This is a genomic window from Cytobacillus sp. GQ23 (genome assembly GCF_059758675.1).
Genome location: NZ_JCAXER010000018.1, coordinates 96,769 through 113,507, shown reverse-complemented (window position 1 = coordinate 113,507; position 16,739 = coordinate 96,769). Strand labels below are relative to the sequence as shown.

Sequence of the window (16,739 nt, the reverse complement as noted above, 5' to 3'; positions counted from 1 at the left end):
AAAGGAAGGTGAAAGATTTATGAGAAAGCCTAGAAAACGCTCCTTTGCTGAATTAGTACTAGAAAATAAACGCCAGTTGCTTAAAGATCAAGATGCTATGGAGAAAATCGAAGAGCGTCTCGAACTTAAGCGATTAAACAAGGCTGAATAGAATTACTTGCCAATTATGAAACCCTCTTCAAATGCACAAACTTTATATGAGGAGGGATATAAGTGAGTAATCCAAAAAGACACCCTAATCATTTCAATCCAAACCATATTGGTACACAATCACGCGGATTTGGCGGCAACAAAGGCAAGAAAATGCAGGACAAATCCGGAGAGCATGCTCAAGTAATCCAAACTAAAGGTGAATAATTGAAAGTAAAACCTGCCATTTATATAGACGGCAGGTTCTTTTGTTTCCTGCAAATTCTATTTTTCAGGCAAGCAACCCACACTTTTCCGCCAATATTTTTCTTGTTCCTTCACAAACTAAATTTGTACCATCACCTAACATAGGGAGGAATAAACCATGGCACATAACAGACCTAATCCAGATGACCGCAGCGATAACGTTGAAAAGCTACAATCCATGATCGTTCATACAATTGAGAATATGGACGAAGCTGAAGAATCAATGAAGTATGCAAATGCTGAAGATCTTGCCAGAATTGAAGCTAAAAATGAACGCCGCCGCGAAAGTATCGAATCTTTCCGTTCAGAAATAAAGGATGAATATCAGGCACAGCAAAACGGCAATAGCAGCGAGAAGAATAATTATTAATTTCTCAAGACCTAATCAAATGTGATTAGGTCTTTTCCTTTAGTGTGAAGGAGCGCATTCTTATAGATAATTATTGAAATATGGTAAGATAAGTTGAGGAAACTAAGAAGAAGAAGTGATAATTGATGAAACAGCAAAATAGACCGGCAGTATCAGCAGACATTAAGGCTGGCCATTGGAAGAATGAGCTTGACCAATACGGATACATACAAAATGAAGCTGAGCTGTTAGATGTAATTAAGAATATGAGTGAAGAATCAGATCCTGCCCTGCTATCTGAATTATTGGCAATGGCTGCTATCTCCCGGTTAAACAAGAATAGCGATGATACACTCGCATGTGCATGGCTGCAGAAAGCAGTTGAACTGGACTCCGGCAATACTATGGCAGCAGCCCAATTAGGGAAATCTGAATGGAAAAATAAAGGCAATCTTCTTGAAACCCTGACGTTTCCCCCAATTCGGGAAACCGATAACAGGGCAGCAAAAAAGAAGACCGCTGAGCAATTTATTGAAATTTGCAGAAGTTTTATCAACAAATCAGATGATGAGCTTGAAGACCTGCAGAAAAAGCAGGTTGCCTATGAGGATGAGGAATACCGGAAGCTCACTGAAATACTTGAAAAAGCTATTGAAGAAACAGCTTCTCTTTTAAAAGCATCTGAAGAATATGAGCAATCTATTTCGGGTGTTTTTCATACTTCAACTTATTACACTGATATGAAAAAGCACTTAAATGCCATTAACAGACTTAAAAATGAATGGAAAGAGATTTTTGAATCTGAGGCTGAGCAATTTGATTTACCAAAGGATCCACTTGATGAACTTAATGAAATGGTTGGGCTGCAATCGGTCAAAAGCAGAGTTCATGACTTTTACCGATTCTTAAAATATCAAAACGAACGGAAGTCGCTTGGATTTCAGACCAAAGATGCACTCAGCCTCAATATGATACTAACCGGGAATCCAGGTACAGGCAAAACGACTATCGCCCGTCTTTTGGCAAAGATTTATCATAGCCTTGGGGTTTTGCCGCGGGAAGAAGTAATCGAAGCTGATCGGTCACAGCTGGTAGGCGGATTTGTGGGGCAAACAGAGGAAAATGTCAGGGCGGCTGTTGAAAAGGCAATCGGCGGAGTACTGTTCATTGATGAGGCATACAGCCTAAAACGTGAGGGACAGTCCGGCAGTGACTATGGACAAACTGCCATTGATACTCTAGTTTCGCTGATGACGGGGACTGAATATGGGGGAAAGTTTGCTGTTATAATGGCCGGTTATCCAGAAGAGATGAGACAATTTCTGGACAGCAATCCTGGTCTCCGCAGCCGTTTCCCGGAGTCTAACTTTATAGCCCTGCCGGATTATTCCAATGAAGAGCTGCTGCAGATTGCTGAAAAGCTGTCCTCTGATAATGATTATGTCCTTACGCAAGGGGCTAAGCAGGAACTGGGTAAACGAATTGAAAAAGAGCGTGTTGATGACACATTCGGAAATGCCAGGACTGTCAGAAATATTGTGCTGGATGCGATTTTCAGAAAAGGATCTCAAGCAAAGAATAACGAAAACATCATGTCATATACACTGTTGGAAAAAGAAGATTTTGAAGGTGAAGAAGAAGAAAAGCTGATAAATCCTCAGGACCAGCTTGACCGCCTGATCGGACTTGAAACAGTTAAAACAGAAGTTCAAAACCTAGTGGCCTTTGTTAAAATACAGCAGATGCGCCGTGAAAAAGATCTCCCGGTTATCCCGATCCAGCTCCATTCAGTATTTACAGGTAATCCGGGGACAGGAAAAACAACTGTAGCAAAGATCTATGCAGAATTGCTGAAAGAATGCGGATTCTTGAAACGCGGACATTTGATTGTTGCAAGCCGTGCTGATTTTGTAGCCGGCTATGTTGGCCAGACTGCTATCAAAACAAAGAAGAAGATAAGAGAGGCATTAGGCGGCGTGCTATTCATCGATGAGGCATATTCACTCCTTTCACAGACATCAGGAGATTTTGGCAAAGAAGTCATTGATACGTTAGTGGATGAAATGACAAAGCATAATGAAAACCTTATCGTTGTTTTGGCTGGATACCCGAATGAAATGGAGAAGCTAATGTCAAGTAATCCGGGGTTAAAGTCCCGCTTCAAAAAGTTCTTTCATTTCAAGGATTATTCAACTGCGGAGCTCCTCGAAATAATTATTTCGTATACTGGAAAATATGAATACACTCTAACAGAGGAAGCAAAGGACTACCTTAACAGCACTTTATCAAGGATTGAGGTTAACGGGAATGGACGGTTTGCCGCCAATCTTGCTGATGAGGCCATTCAGGCGCAGGCCATGAGAATGGTTTCAGCACTTGATGAGGATATTGAGCAGGTCAGCACTTTGGAGAAGGCGGATTTCGAACTTGCATTAAATAAAATAAGCAAAGGGGAATAGAGATGCTCATCTCAACAAAAGAAATAGAAGTAAGGTATGCAGAAACAGATCAAATGGGAGTAGTTTACCACGCCAATTATCTGGTATGGATGGAGCTTGGCCGGACACAAATCATAAAGGATCTTGGATTCAGCTATGCTGAAATGGAGAAGGATGGGATCATCTCTCCAGTATTGGATATCCTTGCTTCTTATAAAAAACCATTGCGCTACGGGCAGACTGCAACAATTAAAACCTGGATCGAAGAATATGACGGTTTCCGCGTCAGCTATGGATATGAAATATTCAATGATGAAGGAGAACTTGCCGTAACAGGCTTGTCCAAACATGTTTGCGTCAAAAAAGAGAATTTCCGCCCGATTTCTATTAAAAAGAAATATCCTGATTGGCATGAAGCGTATGAAAAAGCAAAAAAGCAGCCTGAAGCTGCTGTCAGATAAAGTGAAACTTCAATCAGCGGGGGGCGTTATCTTCTGCTGATTGTTAGTTGAGGCCCTCAGGAAGCGGGTCACAAAGACTGCTGCATAAGTGGCGTTCTAGTCTTTGTCCTTCTTTCGGGCACGTTAGATTGTGATAAATCTAAAGGATGGAGAATGGAAATGGCTTTCGGCCTTCGCAGAAAAGATCTTCAAGAATGGAAGATGAAAGTGGACCGTGGAGAAATTGCTTTTTTAACACATTATTGGTTAGATGAGCGATTCCCTGGCTGTAAAACAGTCACAAAGGTCGGCTGTTCGGATCTAAATAAACTGAAAGATTGGGGAAAATCGCATGGCCTAAAATCTGAGTGGATTGATTATCGGACTGATGGCTACTCGCACTTTGATTTGATTGGTGCCAGGCAGAAGGAAATCCTTGAAAAAGAGAAGTTATGGGAGCACCTGGAACGGCTGCAATAAGAAAGTGGAAGGCATCGCCTATGATATAATATCGCCAACGAAAAGCATCAGTTTTTGGTCGGGCGTTGCTGTTGATGTTACACGCAGTCTCCCCTTGTCCCGCGGGCCTCAAGCGAAGGATGAGACAGCTGAAGGGCTGTTATTTAACCTTCTGAAAGAAATGTATAGACGTTTGCCCATGTACTGCTTAAACCGGAGATGGAAAATTATCTAACACTAGTATAGATTCTTATCTTATAAAAAAAGAAGCAGGCGGTGTCTGCTTCTTTTACTCATTGTTATACTTAAATTCAGGTTCCTGTGCTTTTTCATTAAAAGTCACGAATAAATCATGATTATCAAAGTACCATAAATCCTTTTCTTCGATAAAGTAAGTGATTCCGTTTTTTTCTGTCTGCACCCCTGCGTCATGAGGCTTTTCATTAGAGACGCCTAGGGAAAATCCCTGCTGAACCGTGCTGCAGCCGCCGTATCTAGCGAAAAATCGGACAAAGTCACCCTTATTCAAGAGCATTTCTTCCTGATACCATTGGGCAGCCTGATCTTCGATATGTATGTTCATTTGAAATTCCTCCTCGTGGGTGATAGTCATATTATAGGCTAGTTTTTCCCTATGCGCGAATAAAATGTCTGCCGCCATACCTATAAATAATGGCATGAACAAGAATATATTATCCTGGAAATGGTATTAAGCCGCTTAAAATCATCAAAATGTTCATGGCAATATGCCATAAGAAAGCAGGAAAGATGCTTCGGGATTTCACCGTGACGGCCGCGTAAAACACTCCTCCTGCAGCAAACAGCAGACACAGAACTAATGAGTATCCAAACATCATATGTGATACCCCAAATGCCAGCCCGGAAAACAGAACTGCTGATTTTTCTCCTGACAGGTCAGCCATTCTGGATAAGATGATTCCTCTCCATAAAAGCTCTTCCATTATCCCATTTACAATGGAGAAGCCAATAAGGAACTGCAGAAAGTCCCTAGAAAAGGAGTGCTCGGCTGAAAAAATAAAATATGCAAATGCAGCAAAATTAATTAGGATAGCAATTATAAGAAAATACTTTATTTTTATGGTATGGAAGCCGCTCCATATGAAAGGAAAAAATATAAGAGAATTCCAATCCGGTTTTTGCCAAAAGGGGATCGGTGTTTTTTTAAACTTTATTGAAATATAGATCAGCAGCAGGATCGGGATTACCAGAAGAAAGCGATTTAATATCATTAAGATATAGTATGGAAGGGGCAGTGAATCAAGAAGCTTATCGCCATAAAGAAACAAAAGGCTGCCTGACAAATAGCCGGCAATAGTCCATGAAAAAACACGCTCCTGTTTTGAGAGAAGCACTAAAAAAATGATAAGTAATAACGAAAGAATGAAAGCGAAAGCGAAAAGCTTCAATTGAAAAAGCAATACACCAAAAGTGAATACACATAGCTGCATATAAGGAAGAGACTTATTAATAAAAGCATTTTTCATAACTAACCCCCTGTATACAACATATTTTACCATTTTTTTGCATAAAAAAAGCGCTAAAAAGCGCTTTACTTCATATTGCCTAACATATGTTTCATAATTTCGTCGTATTTAGAGTCTGCATTGGGTAAGCCAAAGCTGCCCGCATTCTCAAGCGGCACGATCTGATAATTTTTCAATTGTTTATTGCTGACGTAGGTAGGGACGAACCTAGGGTTGGAAAGTTTGATATCGACCCCATTTTGATCAATATATTTTGTAACCTCCACGGTTGCAAGCCCGCCTATATCTTTATAATCACGCATCTGTCCGGATAAAAAGTTGCCAAGCGAATAAACAACCAATGATTGGCCGCCGTCTTTTCTGTCAATCCACTCCATAGGCTGCAGAACATGCGGATGGTGGCCGAAGATAATGTCAGCACCTGCTTTAACAAGACTCTGTGCTAAATTCTTTTGTTCCACTGTTGGCTGAAGCTGATATTCATTTCCCCAATGCATACTTATTACAACAACGTCAGCTTCTTCTTTAGCACGCTTAATTTCATTTATTATTGCGGTTTCATCAATGAGGTTGACGAGATATTCTTTACCTGCAGGAACGGGAATTCCGTTGGTGCCATATGTGTAAGAAAGATAGGCAACTTTAATTCCGTTTTTGCTGAGTATTTTCAAGGTTTGCTGCTCATTTGGTGTTCTGCTCGTTCCCACATGCGGCAGACCAATTTGATCCATATAATCGAGAGACGCTTCCAGGCCCTTTACTCCCTTATCGAGTGAATGGTTATTGGCCGTTGAAACAATATCAACGCCTGCCTCAATAAGAGCATTGCCTACTTCCTGAGGGCTGTTGAACATTGGGTAGCTGGAGATTCCTATTTTCGTACCGCCCAGAATTGTCTCTTGATTGGCAAGTAAGAAATCGGGAGTACTTAATAGCGATTTAGCATGTTCAAACATTGGATTGAAATCATAACCTGTTTTTGTTTTGGCATCATTGTATACCCAATCATGAATAAGGATGTCGCCAATAGCTCCCAAAGTTACCCTTTCAATAAGGATTTTACTGCCCTCGGCCATTTCCCTGTCTTCAGCATGCAATTGAACAGGTTTGGCTTCAGCAGCTTCAGCCTTATGTTCAGTGTGCATCTTGTAGATAAGGAGGCCCGAGCATATTAATAATGTTGTACAGAAAAATGCGGATAGCAGGAAGGCTTTACTTAATTTCATAAAAATTATCCCCTTAATATAGAGCATATATATTAATAGTTTAATTTTAATATGAATTTTTGCATTTTTCATCATTTTTCTGCATTTTTTTCATTAAATTTAAATGTTCTTATTTGGTCAATGCTAGAGGAAGTTCAATTATAAAAACGCTCCCTTGTGATAGTCTGGAATTGACGGCAATTCTGCCCTTGTGTTCCTCGATTATCTTCCGGCATATGGATAGACCGATCCCAGTCCCTTTTTCTTTAGTAGTATAAAATGGCAAGAATAATTTATTTATCGTTTCTTCAGTCATGCCAGGCCCATTATCTTCAATAATGATTTCTGTTTGTTGGCTGTTTGATTTGGCAGTTATGCTAACTTCTCCATCTCCTGCATGAACTTCCTCACATGCCTCCAGTGCATTTTTAATGATATTGATCAGTACCTGCTTTATCTTATTAGTGTCTCCATAGATGATGGGGTTTCCAGGGCAAGGCTTTACAGAGAGGTTTATATTATTAATATTTGCTTGACTTTCAAATAACATTTTCATTTCCTGAATCAATTTGTTTAAATTTATTTTTGCTTTCTTGTTGGTTCCAGGTTTCGATGCATTCAGAAATTCATATATCATATCATTTGCCCTATTAATCTCCTCAATGGCAAGTTCGGCGTACTGTTCTTTGCCGATCTCAGATAAATATGGCTTTAAGAGCTGCATAAATCCTTTCACTGTTGTCAGCGGATTTCTGATTTCATGAGCTAATGCTGCTGCCAGCTGACCATCACTATTGGGAATTTCTCCCTCTTCTTTTTTTATATTATTCATTTTTTCCATCTTATTATTCATCCTTACATTAGTGGTTTTCGGCAGAATATAAGCCTAAACTAATGTATGGCGAAAGATATCAATTTATGTTTCTTTATGTATAATCATTTACTCGCATACCATACGGTCAGTTTTTCTGAAATATAAAAAACAGCAGGTGAAAAGTCTGCTGTTTTGCGCGGCCGGCTGGTTTCAGCCAAGCCATTTTATTTTGGGCTCGGTTTTGTCCCTGATTCGTTTAATGTTAGCCCTATGCCTGTAAATAACAAAGAATCCGAGGATAGACACAACAATAATCAGCGGTATGTCACCTAATATAAGAGCGTAAATGATGGAGGCAACTGCTGCCAGAATAGAGGATAAAGACACATACTTAGTTATGTAAAGGCTTAGAAAGAAAACACCCAATATGATAAGAAACATGAACGGTACATAGGCTAAAAGTACTCCGCCTGAAGTGGCCACTGCTTTTCCTCCGCGAAAACCGGCAAACAGCGGATACATGTGCCCAATAACTGCGAAAACTCCGGCGATAAGATGATGCATTTCTGAACCAAAGAAAAGGGGAAGGGATGCGGCAAGGGTGCCTTTTAAGATATCAGCTATGGTCACAATCATGCCGGCCTTCACTCCAAGTGTCCGGAAAGTATTGGTGCCGCCCAGATTTCCGCTGCCATGCTGACGAATATCCACTCCATAAAATAGTTTTCCAACAATTAAACCTGAAGGAATGGAGCCAAGTAAATAAGCTAAAATAATGATAATTCCATAAATCATAAAAACTCTCCTTCATACTTTCTATGTTAGTATATTGTACCATGTGAGCAAAGCAGCATACCATGTGCAATTAAAAAGAAGTCCAAATTATTTTTGAGGATGCTACAACTCTCTGGCTTGTGTTTGATCTGTTTGACACCGGGTATTAGTAGACTGTCACAGCAAACAATTCCAAATAAAGGAGAGATTCAGCATGGAACAAAATATGAATAATGTAAATGGACAAGCGGCAGATGTAGAGGGAAAGCTCGATAACATGGGGAGCGAAAAGAAAGATGATATTCTTTCAAGCTTTGACGGGTTTAAAGATTATTTAAGCGGAAAGGTTTCCATGGGACAGAAAATGGGCATGGATGAGGAACAGCTTGCTAATACTGCTCAAAAGGTAGGCGATTATCTGGCATCTAAAGAAGAACCAAGGAACCGTGAAGAAAAGCTTCTTCAGGAATTATGGAAGGTAGGCACAGAAGAAGAAAAGCATAAGCTGTCTCATTTGCTTGTAAAGCTTGTTGGCTAATAATATGTATTAATGGCGAAGGCGCTTGCCTTCGTCTTTTATTTTGCCTGGAGGCGCATAGATGAGTTTACAATGGTCAAAAATGGTCTATATATAGTTATCGCAGTCTAAGAAGCAGGGGGAGTACTAGTGAGAAAGGTTCTGGGAAAAGTAAATAGAAAAAAGGTATGGATACCTATTTTGAGCCTGGTGCTGGTAATGGCAGCAACCATTATCTATCAATCCAATAAATCATTGCCCGAGGGCCTTTCATTCGAAGGAGAAATATATTCTGCAGAAGATGTTCAGTTCCTTTACGATTTAACATTTGAAAAAGAAAATGGCAAAAGAGAAAGTGAACAGCAAATCTTTAAGCATATTTTAAAAGCCATCGACGAGGCAGAGGATTTTATAGTTATGGATATGTTTTTATTCAACGGCTTTAATGATGGTGATAAAGAATATCCTGATATTAGCGGCAAAATAACTGATAAGCTGATTGAAAAAAAGCTTAACCGCCCGAATATGGATATTACCGTTATTACAGATCGGATTAACAGTACCTATGGATCACATGAAGTCCCGGAATTCCGGGAACTCAAAGAGAATGGCATAAAATTGGTTTATACTTCATTAGTTCCTTTAAGGGATTCAAATCCAATTTATTCGGCATTTTGGCGTGTATTTATACAATGGTTTGGGCAGGGCGGCAAGGGCTGGCTCCCCAATCCGCTCGCAGAAAATGCTCCGAAGGTGACATTCCGTTCCTATCTCGATCTAATGAATATAAAAGCAAATCACCGGAAGGTTTTTGTAACTGAAAAATCCGGGATTGTCACATCCGGAAATCCCCACAATGCCAGCGGGTTTCATTCCAATATAGCATTTGAAGTAAAAGGGCCAATCTTAGCGGATCTCGTAAAAACCGAGCAGGCAGTAGTCGACTATTCAGCATCCGGCAAACTTGCAGATTTCACGTCAGAAAAGAGCAATAAAATTGGCCCGCTTAAGGCCCAGGTGCTGACTGAAGGCAAGATTTATAAACACATTCTTCAAGAAATCAATAAAGCTGGGAAAGGGGAAACCATTTGGCTTGGCATGTTTTATCTTGCTGAGCGAAAAGTGGTAGATGCACTAAAAGAATCAGCCGACCGCGGCGTAAAAGTAAAAATCATCCTGGATCCCAACCAGAACGCTTTCGGCTCTGAAAAGATCGGGCTGCCTAATATACCTGTTGCAGCTGAATTGAACAAATTAGGTCATAATAACATAAAAATAAGATGGTACAATACAGGATTTGAACAATACCATTCGAAAATCATGTATATAACCGGAAGAGAAGATAGTAAGATTATCGCCGGTTCAGCTAATTTTACGAAAAGAAATCTGGACGATTTAAACCTGGAGACAAATTTAAAAATCATCGCCCCTCCTCATTCACAGGTTATGAAGGATGTCGACAGGTATTTTAATAAGCTTTGGAATAATAATGGAGGCATTTATACGAAGAACTATCCTTCCAATGAAAAAATGCCTTTTGCCAAATATATTACTTATAGACTCCAGAAGCTTACTCACTTTACAACATACTGATAAAAATTGTGAAACCTTTCCTTGATTAATTTCGTTTATAAGGATGGGTTGAATAAATGAAGACATTCTAAATTTTCTTCCCATTTTCAGATTATTCCTTTACGATGGAAAATAAGGGAGGAAAAGGAATGTACAAGATTGAAACAAGCAAACAAAAGCCTCCTGTTAAAAAGTGGATTTTTGCGGGTCTTTTGTTTGCATTTACAATGATAATCTCCAGCATTTTGATGCTTTTATATCCTTTTGCCTCGAAGGAGAAGGCAGCTTACTTTAAAGGGGATAATCCGATTTTGTTTATGGGAAAACAGGCTGGAAATGCTTATAAAGAAGAGGATACAATCTACCTGCCACTAACCTTTCTGCAGGAGTTTATTGATGAAGCTATCATTTACGATGAACCTTCACAATCTATTATTCTTGCCACTAAGAATAAAGTAGTGCAGATGCCATCTGATGCTTCAAGCTATTATGTGAATGGCAAGTCTGTGGAATCGGAGTTTTCAGTTGTTAAGCAGATAGGAGGAGACAGGTATGTGGCACTTGAGCCCCTGTTGACTTTCTATTCAATAACTTATTCAATTCTCGCTGAAACAGGTGCAGTCTGGGTTCAAAAGAATGGAGAGACTATTGTTTCCGGTGAAGTGCTTGAAAAAGATATTCATGAAGAATTGCTTCGGCTTCGGACGAAAGCCAGTCTTGATTCACCCTATACGGCCTCCGTAACTCCTAAAGAACATATTTTTATTGAAGAGGAAGAAGGAGATTACTATCTTATAAGAAAAATAGATGGCAGAGCAGGCTATTTGAAGAAGCAATACATAAAAAAGAGCAATACCAGGGAGATAGCTATTTCACTTGAAGAAACAAAAAACACAGTCCCTAAAATGGAAGATCCGATTCAGCTGACCTGGGAAGCTGTATATACCAAAAACCCGAATACTTCGGCCATCCCGAAGATGGATGGCGTTAATGTCATATCGCCGACATGGTTTGAGCTTGCGGACGGAAAAGGAGCTATTAAGAACCTGGGGTCGAAGGAGTATGCAAACTGGGCAAGAAAACAGGGATACCAAATTTGGGGATTGTTTTCAAATGCATTTGACCCTGATTTGACACATGAAGCCTTTGGTAACTTTGAAACACGGCAGAAAATGATCCGGCAGCTTTTAAATTTCAGTCAACTATATGAATTAAACGGAATCAATCTTGACATTGAAAATGTAAATCCTGAGGACGGTCCGCTCATAACGCAGTTTGTGAGAGAAGCCACTCCATTTTTACATGACGCAGGTTTAGTGGTGTCAATGGATATCACCTTCATTTCATCAAGCGGAAATTGGTCTGCTTTTTATGAAAGGGAAAAGCTTGCCGAAATAGCAGATTATATGGTTGTCATGGCTTATGATGAGCATTGGGGAAGCTCACAGGTTGCAGGAAGTGTTGCAAGCCTCCCGTGGGTGGAGGACAATCTGAAACTATTGCTTGAGGTTGTGCCTAATGAAAAATTAATATTGGGTGTGCCATTATATACGAGACTATGGAAACAGGAATCAAATGGCGATGTTTCTTCACAAGCCCTTTCTATGGGCAAAGTGAAAGAATGGCTCACTCAAAATAAAGTTACTCCCATATACGATCCGGTAAGCGGGCAAAATTTTGCGGAGCATTACTCAGAAAAAGATAAAATCACATACAAAGTATGGCTTGAAGATGAAATTTCACTAACGAAACGAGCTGATTTGGCAAAGAAATATCATTTGGCCGGTGTTGCAAGCTGGAGCAGATACTTTGCAGATGAAACAGCCTGGTCTGCCTTAACGTTAACTAATAAGGAAATCACCAAAAAATGAAAGAAAGGCCGTAGAACATCACGGCCTTATTTTTTATGCTTCGGTTTTAATGTGACTGAAGGATCTTACAGAGAATAACCCTTTATCAGTTAATTTGAGTTCAGGGATAACCGGGAGCGCTAAAAATGAGAGCGTCAAAAACGGGTTGAACTCCATGCTGCATCCGATTGTCATAAGTGCATCATTCAATTGGGATAAACGTGAATAGACTAATGAGGAATCCTGGTCGGTCATGAGTCCCGCAATAGGCAGGGGCAGTTCCGCAAGTATTTCCCCATCCTGGACAACAGCCAGACCTCCTCTCATTGCTGCCGTATGCTTAATGGCAGTCAGCAAATCCTCATCAGATGTGCCTGCTGCAACAATATTATGGGAATCGTGTGCAACTGTTGAAGCAATCCCGCCTCTGGAGATCCCTAACCCCTTAACAATGCCAAGCCCTATGCTGCCTGTGCCATTGTGCCGCTCCACAACGGCCAGCTTTAAGTGATCTCTATGAGCACTTGGCTGGAAATAGCCATCAATTGAATCAGCCTTCTCCACAAGGTGCCTGGTGACAATGCTGTTCGCAATAATGCCAATGATATTGCAGTTATCCTTCCCAATGCGAATGCTTAAATCTTCATAGTTCAGGCTGGTGATTTTGATACTGTCCAAAATAGGTCTTGCGGGTGCAGCATTGTTTGGAACAGTTTTCTTCATGATCCCATTTTCTGCAGTAAGTATTCCGGATTTTATAACTTTTTCAACTTTGACATTCCTGAGGTCACTGAGAAAAACCAGGTCGGCTTCATAACCGGGAGCAACGGCCCCTTTATTTTTCAGGCCGAAGCATTCTGCTGCATTAAGAGTAGCGATTTGAACGGCAAGGATAGGATCAATCCCTGCCTTAATGGCCATTCTGACATTATGATCAATGCTGCCTTCATTGATCAGGTCATCCAGGTGCTTGTCATCGGTTACGAATAAACAGCGCCGTGAATTTTGTTCGCTGACAGATTTGAGAAGTGACAGTAAGTCTCTTGCCGCCGATCCTTCCCGCAGCATAACAAACATTCCTTTGCGCATCCGATCCAATGCTTCCTCAGGGTTGATGCATTCATGGTCTGTTCTTATGCCTGCTGCCATGTAAATATTGATTTCTTCCTCATTAAGTCCTGCCGCATGCCCATCTATGCATTTCCCTTTGCTATAGGCAGCTTCCAGTTTTTTTAGCATTCCATCATCATTGTTCATAACAGCGGGATAATCCATAACTTCACCGAGCCCAAGCACTCTTGGGTGACTGTAATATTTCTCGAGGTCCTTGTGACTAAGGGACGCACCGGCATTTTCAAATGGAGTTGCAGGGACACAGGATGGGAGCATAAAAAATACATCAAGCGGGATATCCTCCGAAGATTTCAGCATGAAATCAATGCCGTCAGTCCCGCTGACATTGGCTATTTCATGAGGGTCGGCAATCACAGTCGTGACTCCGTGCGGGATCACAACATTGCTGAACTCAGCGGGAGTCACCATCGCTGACTCAATATGGACATGCCCGTCAATAAAGCCTGGGGCGATATAGCTGCCCCGGGCATCAATAATTTCTTTGCCTTCATACCTTCCTAAGCCAGCTATGAAGCCATCGGCAATCGCAATGTCTTCCTCGATGATTTCACGTGTAAACACGTTTATTACTTTTCCGTTTTTTATTACCAGATCGGCAGGAGTTCTTTTGGCCGCCACATCAATTCTTTTTCGCAACATTTCAATGGTTAGCTTCATACGGACTCCTCGCTTTTAAAAAAAATGACAATCAACAGTTTAATGTCCGCCCATGATGAAATTAATAATAAAGGCAGCACTCACAAAATACATGATCCAGTGGATTTGATGATGCTTGCCTGTCAGGAGCTTAAGCAGAGTATAAGAGATAAAGCCGAATGCCAATCCCTGGGCAATACTGAAGGTTAAAGGCATAAGAACGATTGTCAAAAATACCGGAATAACATCAGTGAAGTCATCAAAGCTTATATGTTTTATTTCACTAAGCATTAAGGCTCCTACAAGAATGAGAATAGGCGCAGTGGCGACAGACGGTATAAAATAGATAAGCGGAGCAAAGATGAGCGACAGGAAGAAAAGTACAGCTGCCGTTAATGCCGTTAAGCCAGTCCGTCCGCCTTCTGAGATTCCTGTGGCATTCTCCACATAAGCATTTAAGGCAGTGCTACCGAAGGCTGCACTTGCCATCGTACCTACGGCATCTGCCTGAAGGGCACGGTCCAGGTTTTCAATTTTTCCATTTTTATCTGTGAGGCCAGCTTTTCTTGATAGTCCGATGAGGGTTGCTAAATTGTCAAATAATTCTACAATTGTGAAGGAGAAAATGACTGAGATGATGCCATATTTTACGGCTCCCATAATATCCATAGCTAAAAACGTCTCAGACATGCTTGGCAGATTAAGGGAAACGATATCACTTACGGCTTTTGGGTAGGCAATGAAGCCAACAATCATGGCTGCTGCACTCGTTCCCAATATACTGATAAGCAGGGCGCCTTTTACTTTCTTTGCCATCAGGAGTGCGGCAATAATCAATCCGAATAGGGCAAGCAGTGGCCCCTTGCTTGTGATGCTTCCCAAGCCGACAAATGTAGCTTCATTTGCGACCACTAATTCTGCATTTTTTAACCCGATAAAGGCTATAAATAAACCAATTCCAACACCTATAGCTGACTTTAAGACATCCGGGACACCATCTACAATCTTCTGCCGGACTCCGGTAACGGTCAAAATTAAAAACACAATCCCCGAAATAAATACAGCTCCCAGGGCTGTTTGCCAGGAAAGCCCCTGTCCAAGCACCACCGTATAGGCAAAAAAGGCATTCAGCCCCATGCCCGGGGCAACTGCTACAGGGAAATTTGCCCACAGAGCCATTAGAAGAGTACAGAAGACACTTGCGTAAATGGTTGCTGCCAGTGCAGCTTCTTTTGGTATGCCCGCGTCAGCTAAGATGATCGGGTTGACAAAGATAATATAACTCATTGTCAAAAACGATGTAATGCCTGCCAGTATTTCTGTCTTTGCATTTGTATTTCGTGCGGAAAGCTTAAAGAGCCGTTCTAAGAGGTTCGCATTTGAGGCAGGCGGGAGGCCCGACCCAAGATCCTTTTCAATCGTCGACATGAAAGGTCACTCCTTATTCATGGTTAATGTTCATCCTGAGAAACGAACTGACTTGACCATGGAATAGGCGGGAGATCTTTTTCTGCAGTTTATTAGATGGGTTCAATAAAAACATCCATGATGCCGCCGCATATTCCGCCATCTTCATAAAACAGCCCTTTTGTTAAATCAACACGCTTTTGACTGGGGGTATTTGTTTGCATAACCTCGAAAGCCTTCTCAATTACTTCTGCTTCTCCGCAGCCACCGCCAATTGTTCCTTCAATTCTTCCGCAGGGGAACACAATCATCCGGCTTCCGATTTTTCTCGGAGTAGAGCCTTTTGTGCGGATAATGGTGGCGAGGGCTGCTTTCTCACCTCCTTTCCGGATATCGAGGGTGCGCTTTATAAGCTGCATTTGGTCCATTTGCCAGCCCCCTCACGGAACCCCAATTTTGCAAATCTTTTAATTTGCGAACTTAAGGAATCTCCGGATTTTTGATTTTTCACTTTCAGAATTTCTGCCATGATGCTGACTGCAATCTCCGCAGGTGTTTCAGCTCCAATATCTAGACCCACCGGTGTGTATAGATTTTCAAAGCTCTCGTCAGGAAAATCCTGATGCAATTCTTCAAAAACACCCGATATACGCCTTCTGCTGCCGATCATGCCAATGTATCCTGCCTGACATTTTCTTTTTAAAAGTTCATTCAAACTGAGAACATCATACTTATGTCCCCGTGTAAGAAGGAGTATATAAGTTTTTTCCGAAATTTCAACATGCCTGAAATAATCCAGATAGGATTGGCAAACCACTTCATCTGCCTTTGGAAAACGTTCTCTGTTTGCAAACTCTTTCCGGTCGTCTATTACTGTCACGAAAAATCCGAGCATCCGTCCCATTTCTGCCACGGGTTCACACACATGGCCGGCACCGGCGACTATTAAATGGAGCGGAGAAGGGAAGTACTCGGCAAAACATTCAATTAGACTATCGTTCCACATAAATCTCACAGTTCCGGACCGTTTTTTGGTGACCAGTTTATTGCATTGCACTGTTAGTAGTTTCTTTACATCCATGGGCAGAAGGGAGGATTCCGTGCAGAACTCCCCTTCTGGCCATAATAAAGCTTTGGTTCCGATGAGTTTTTCTTCAGGATAGTCTGTTATAGTCAGCAGAAACGTGTCTTTCCGATTTTTGATGGACTCTTCTAATCTGGCAAATAAATTGCGGCTCATCAA

The 16,739-nt window shown here is 41.1% G+C and carries 19 protein-coding genes; 10 read left to right on the top strand and 9 right to left on the bottom strand.

Translation table 11 applies throughout. The features are described from left to right. The first annotated feature begins 19 nt into the window (after positions 1-19). The 7 genes from AC6CHU_RS16285 (at position 20) to AC6CHU_RS16255 (ending at position 4,317) form a co-directional block, all read left to right on the top strand. Positions 20-151, top strand: coding sequence for an FbpB family small basic protein (locus AC6CHU_RS16285; RefSeq protein ID WP_201306565.1), 132 nt, complete (start codon positions 20-22; stop codon positions 149-151). Positions 152-213: 62 nt separating this feature from the next. Continuing rightward, positions 214-357 (top strand): acid-soluble spore protein N, encoded by a 144-nt coding sequence (locus AC6CHU_RS16280; RefSeq protein WP_159867271.1) that lies wholly within the window; start codon positions 214-216, stop codon positions 355-357. 157 nt (positions 358-514) lie between these two features. Beyond that, positions 515-766 carry a small acid-soluble spore protein Tlp gene (gene tlp, locus AC6CHU_RS16275; protein WP_159867274.1) on the top strand — a complete coding sequence of 84 codons (252 nt, stop codon included), beginning with the start codon at positions 515-517 and terminating at the stop codon, positions 764-766. 125 nt (positions 767-891) lie between these two features. After that, positions 892-3,204, top strand: a complete 2,313-nt coding sequence (locus AC6CHU_RS16270) for an AAA family ATPase (RefSeq protein WP_159867277.1) — start codon at positions 892-894, stop codon at positions 3,202-3,204. A gap of 2 nt (positions 3,205-3,206) precedes the next feature. Continuing rightward, positions 3,207-3,644 (top strand): acyl-CoA thioesterase, encoded by a 438-nt coding sequence (locus AC6CHU_RS16265; protein WP_159867280.1) that lies wholly within the window; start codon positions 3,207-3,209, stop codon positions 3,642-3,644. A 159-nt stretch (positions 3,645-3,803) separates the two neighbouring features. Next, positions 3,804-4,103 carry a hypothetical protein gene (locus AC6CHU_RS16260; RefSeq protein WP_159867283.1) on the top strand — a complete coding sequence of 100 codons (300 nt, stop codon included), beginning with the start codon at positions 3,804-3,806 and terminating at the stop codon, positions 4,101-4,103. Continuing rightward, positions 4,060-4,317 (top strand): hypothetical protein, encoded by a 258-nt coding sequence (locus AC6CHU_RS16255; RefSeq protein ID WP_341071653.1) that lies wholly within the window; start codon positions 4,060-4,062, stop codon positions 4,315-4,317. The genes AC6CHU_RS16260 and AC6CHU_RS16255 overlap by 44 nt, the downstream gene beginning before the upstream one ends. A gap of 54 nt (positions 4,318-4,371) precedes the next feature. On the opposite strand, the gene AC6CHU_RS16250 is transcribed toward AC6CHU_RS16255, so the two are convergent. The 5 genes from AC6CHU_RS16250 to plsY form a co-directional block, all read right to left on the bottom strand. Beyond that, complete coding sequence (locus AC6CHU_RS16250) at positions 4,372-4,665, bottom strand: HesB/YadR/YfhF family protein (protein WP_159867286.1); 294 nt, start codon at positions 4,663-4,665, stop codon at positions 4,372-4,374. A 109-nt stretch (positions 4,666-4,774) separates the two neighbouring features. Next, the gene (locus AC6CHU_RS16245; RefSeq protein WP_498122328.1) at positions 4,775-5,587 is read right to left on the bottom strand and encodes a CPBP family intramembrane glutamic endopeptidase; all 813 of its coding nucleotides are present in this window, start codon (positions 5,585-5,587) and stop codon (positions 4,775-4,777) included. Positions 5,588-5,652: 65 nt separating this feature from the next. Further along, entirely contained in the window at positions 5,653-6,813 is a 1,161-nt protein-coding gene (locus tag AC6CHU_RS16240; RefSeq protein ID WP_498122326.1) for a CapA family protein, read from the bottom strand. Between the two features lie 109 nt (positions 6,814-6,922). Next, positions 6,923-7,633 carry a sensor histidine kinase gene (locus tag AC6CHU_RS16235; protein ID WP_498122324.1) on the bottom strand — a complete coding sequence of 237 codons (711 nt, stop codon included), beginning with the start codon at positions 7,631-7,633 and terminating at the stop codon, positions 6,923-6,925. 183 nt (positions 7,634-7,816) lie between these two features. After that, positions 7,817-8,401, bottom strand: coding sequence for a glycerol-3-phosphate 1-O-acyltransferase PlsY (gene plsY, locus AC6CHU_RS16230; protein ID WP_498122322.1), 585 nt, complete (start codon positions 8,399-8,401; stop codon positions 7,817-7,819). A 193-nt stretch (positions 8,402-8,594) separates the two neighbouring features. Here plsY and AC6CHU_RS16225 point away from each other — a divergent pair, with 193 nt between their 5' ends. The 3 genes from AC6CHU_RS16225 to AC6CHU_RS16215 all read left to right on the top strand — a co-directional run bounded on the left by AC6CHU_RS16225 (position 8,595) and on the right by AC6CHU_RS16215 (position 12,340). Next, complete coding sequence (locus AC6CHU_RS16225) at positions 8,595-8,918, top strand: DUF3243 domain-containing protein (RefSeq protein ID WP_498122320.1); 324 nt, start codon at positions 8,595-8,597, stop codon at positions 8,916-8,918. A gap of 129 nt (positions 8,919-9,047) precedes the next feature. Beyond that, the gene (locus tag AC6CHU_RS16220) at positions 9,048-10,490 is read left to right on the top strand and encodes a phospholipase D family protein (protein ID WP_498122318.1); all 1,443 of its coding nucleotides are present in this window, start codon (positions 9,048-9,050) and stop codon (positions 10,488-10,490) included. A 128-nt stretch (positions 10,491-10,618) separates the two neighbouring features. Continuing rightward, entirely contained in the window at positions 10,619-12,340 is a 1,722-nt protein-coding gene (locus AC6CHU_RS16215; protein WP_498122316.1) for a glycosyl hydrolase family 18 protein, read from the top strand. Positions 12,341-12,373: 33 nt separating this feature from the next. Here the strand turns inward: AC6CHU_RS16215 and ade are convergent, their stop codons facing one another. From ade to AC6CHU_RS16195, 4 genes are all read right to left on the bottom strand, one after another. Continuing rightward, positions 12,374-14,110, bottom strand: a complete 1,737-nt coding sequence (ade, locus tag AC6CHU_RS16210) for an adenine deaminase (protein ID WP_498122314.1) — start codon at positions 14,108-14,110, stop codon at positions 12,374-12,376. Between the two features lie 39 nt (positions 14,111-14,149). Next, positions 14,150-15,517 carry an NCS2 family permease gene (locus AC6CHU_RS16205; protein WP_251283787.1) on the bottom strand — a complete coding sequence of 456 codons (1,368 nt, stop codon included), beginning with the start codon at positions 15,515-15,517 and terminating at the stop codon, positions 14,150-14,152. Positions 15,518-15,609: 92 nt separating this feature from the next. Beyond that, a complete protein-coding gene (locus AC6CHU_RS16200; RefSeq protein ID WP_159867316.1) occupies positions 15,610-15,924 on the bottom strand; it encodes an XdhC family protein in 315 nt (104 codons plus the stop codon). Then, positions 15,903-16,736, bottom strand: a complete 834-nt coding sequence (locus AC6CHU_RS16195) for an XdhC family protein (protein ID WP_159867319.1) — start codon at positions 16,734-16,736, stop codon at positions 15,903-15,905. The genes AC6CHU_RS16200 and AC6CHU_RS16195 overlap by 22 nt, the downstream gene beginning before the upstream one ends. Between the last annotated feature and the right edge of the window lie 3 nt (positions 16,737-16,739).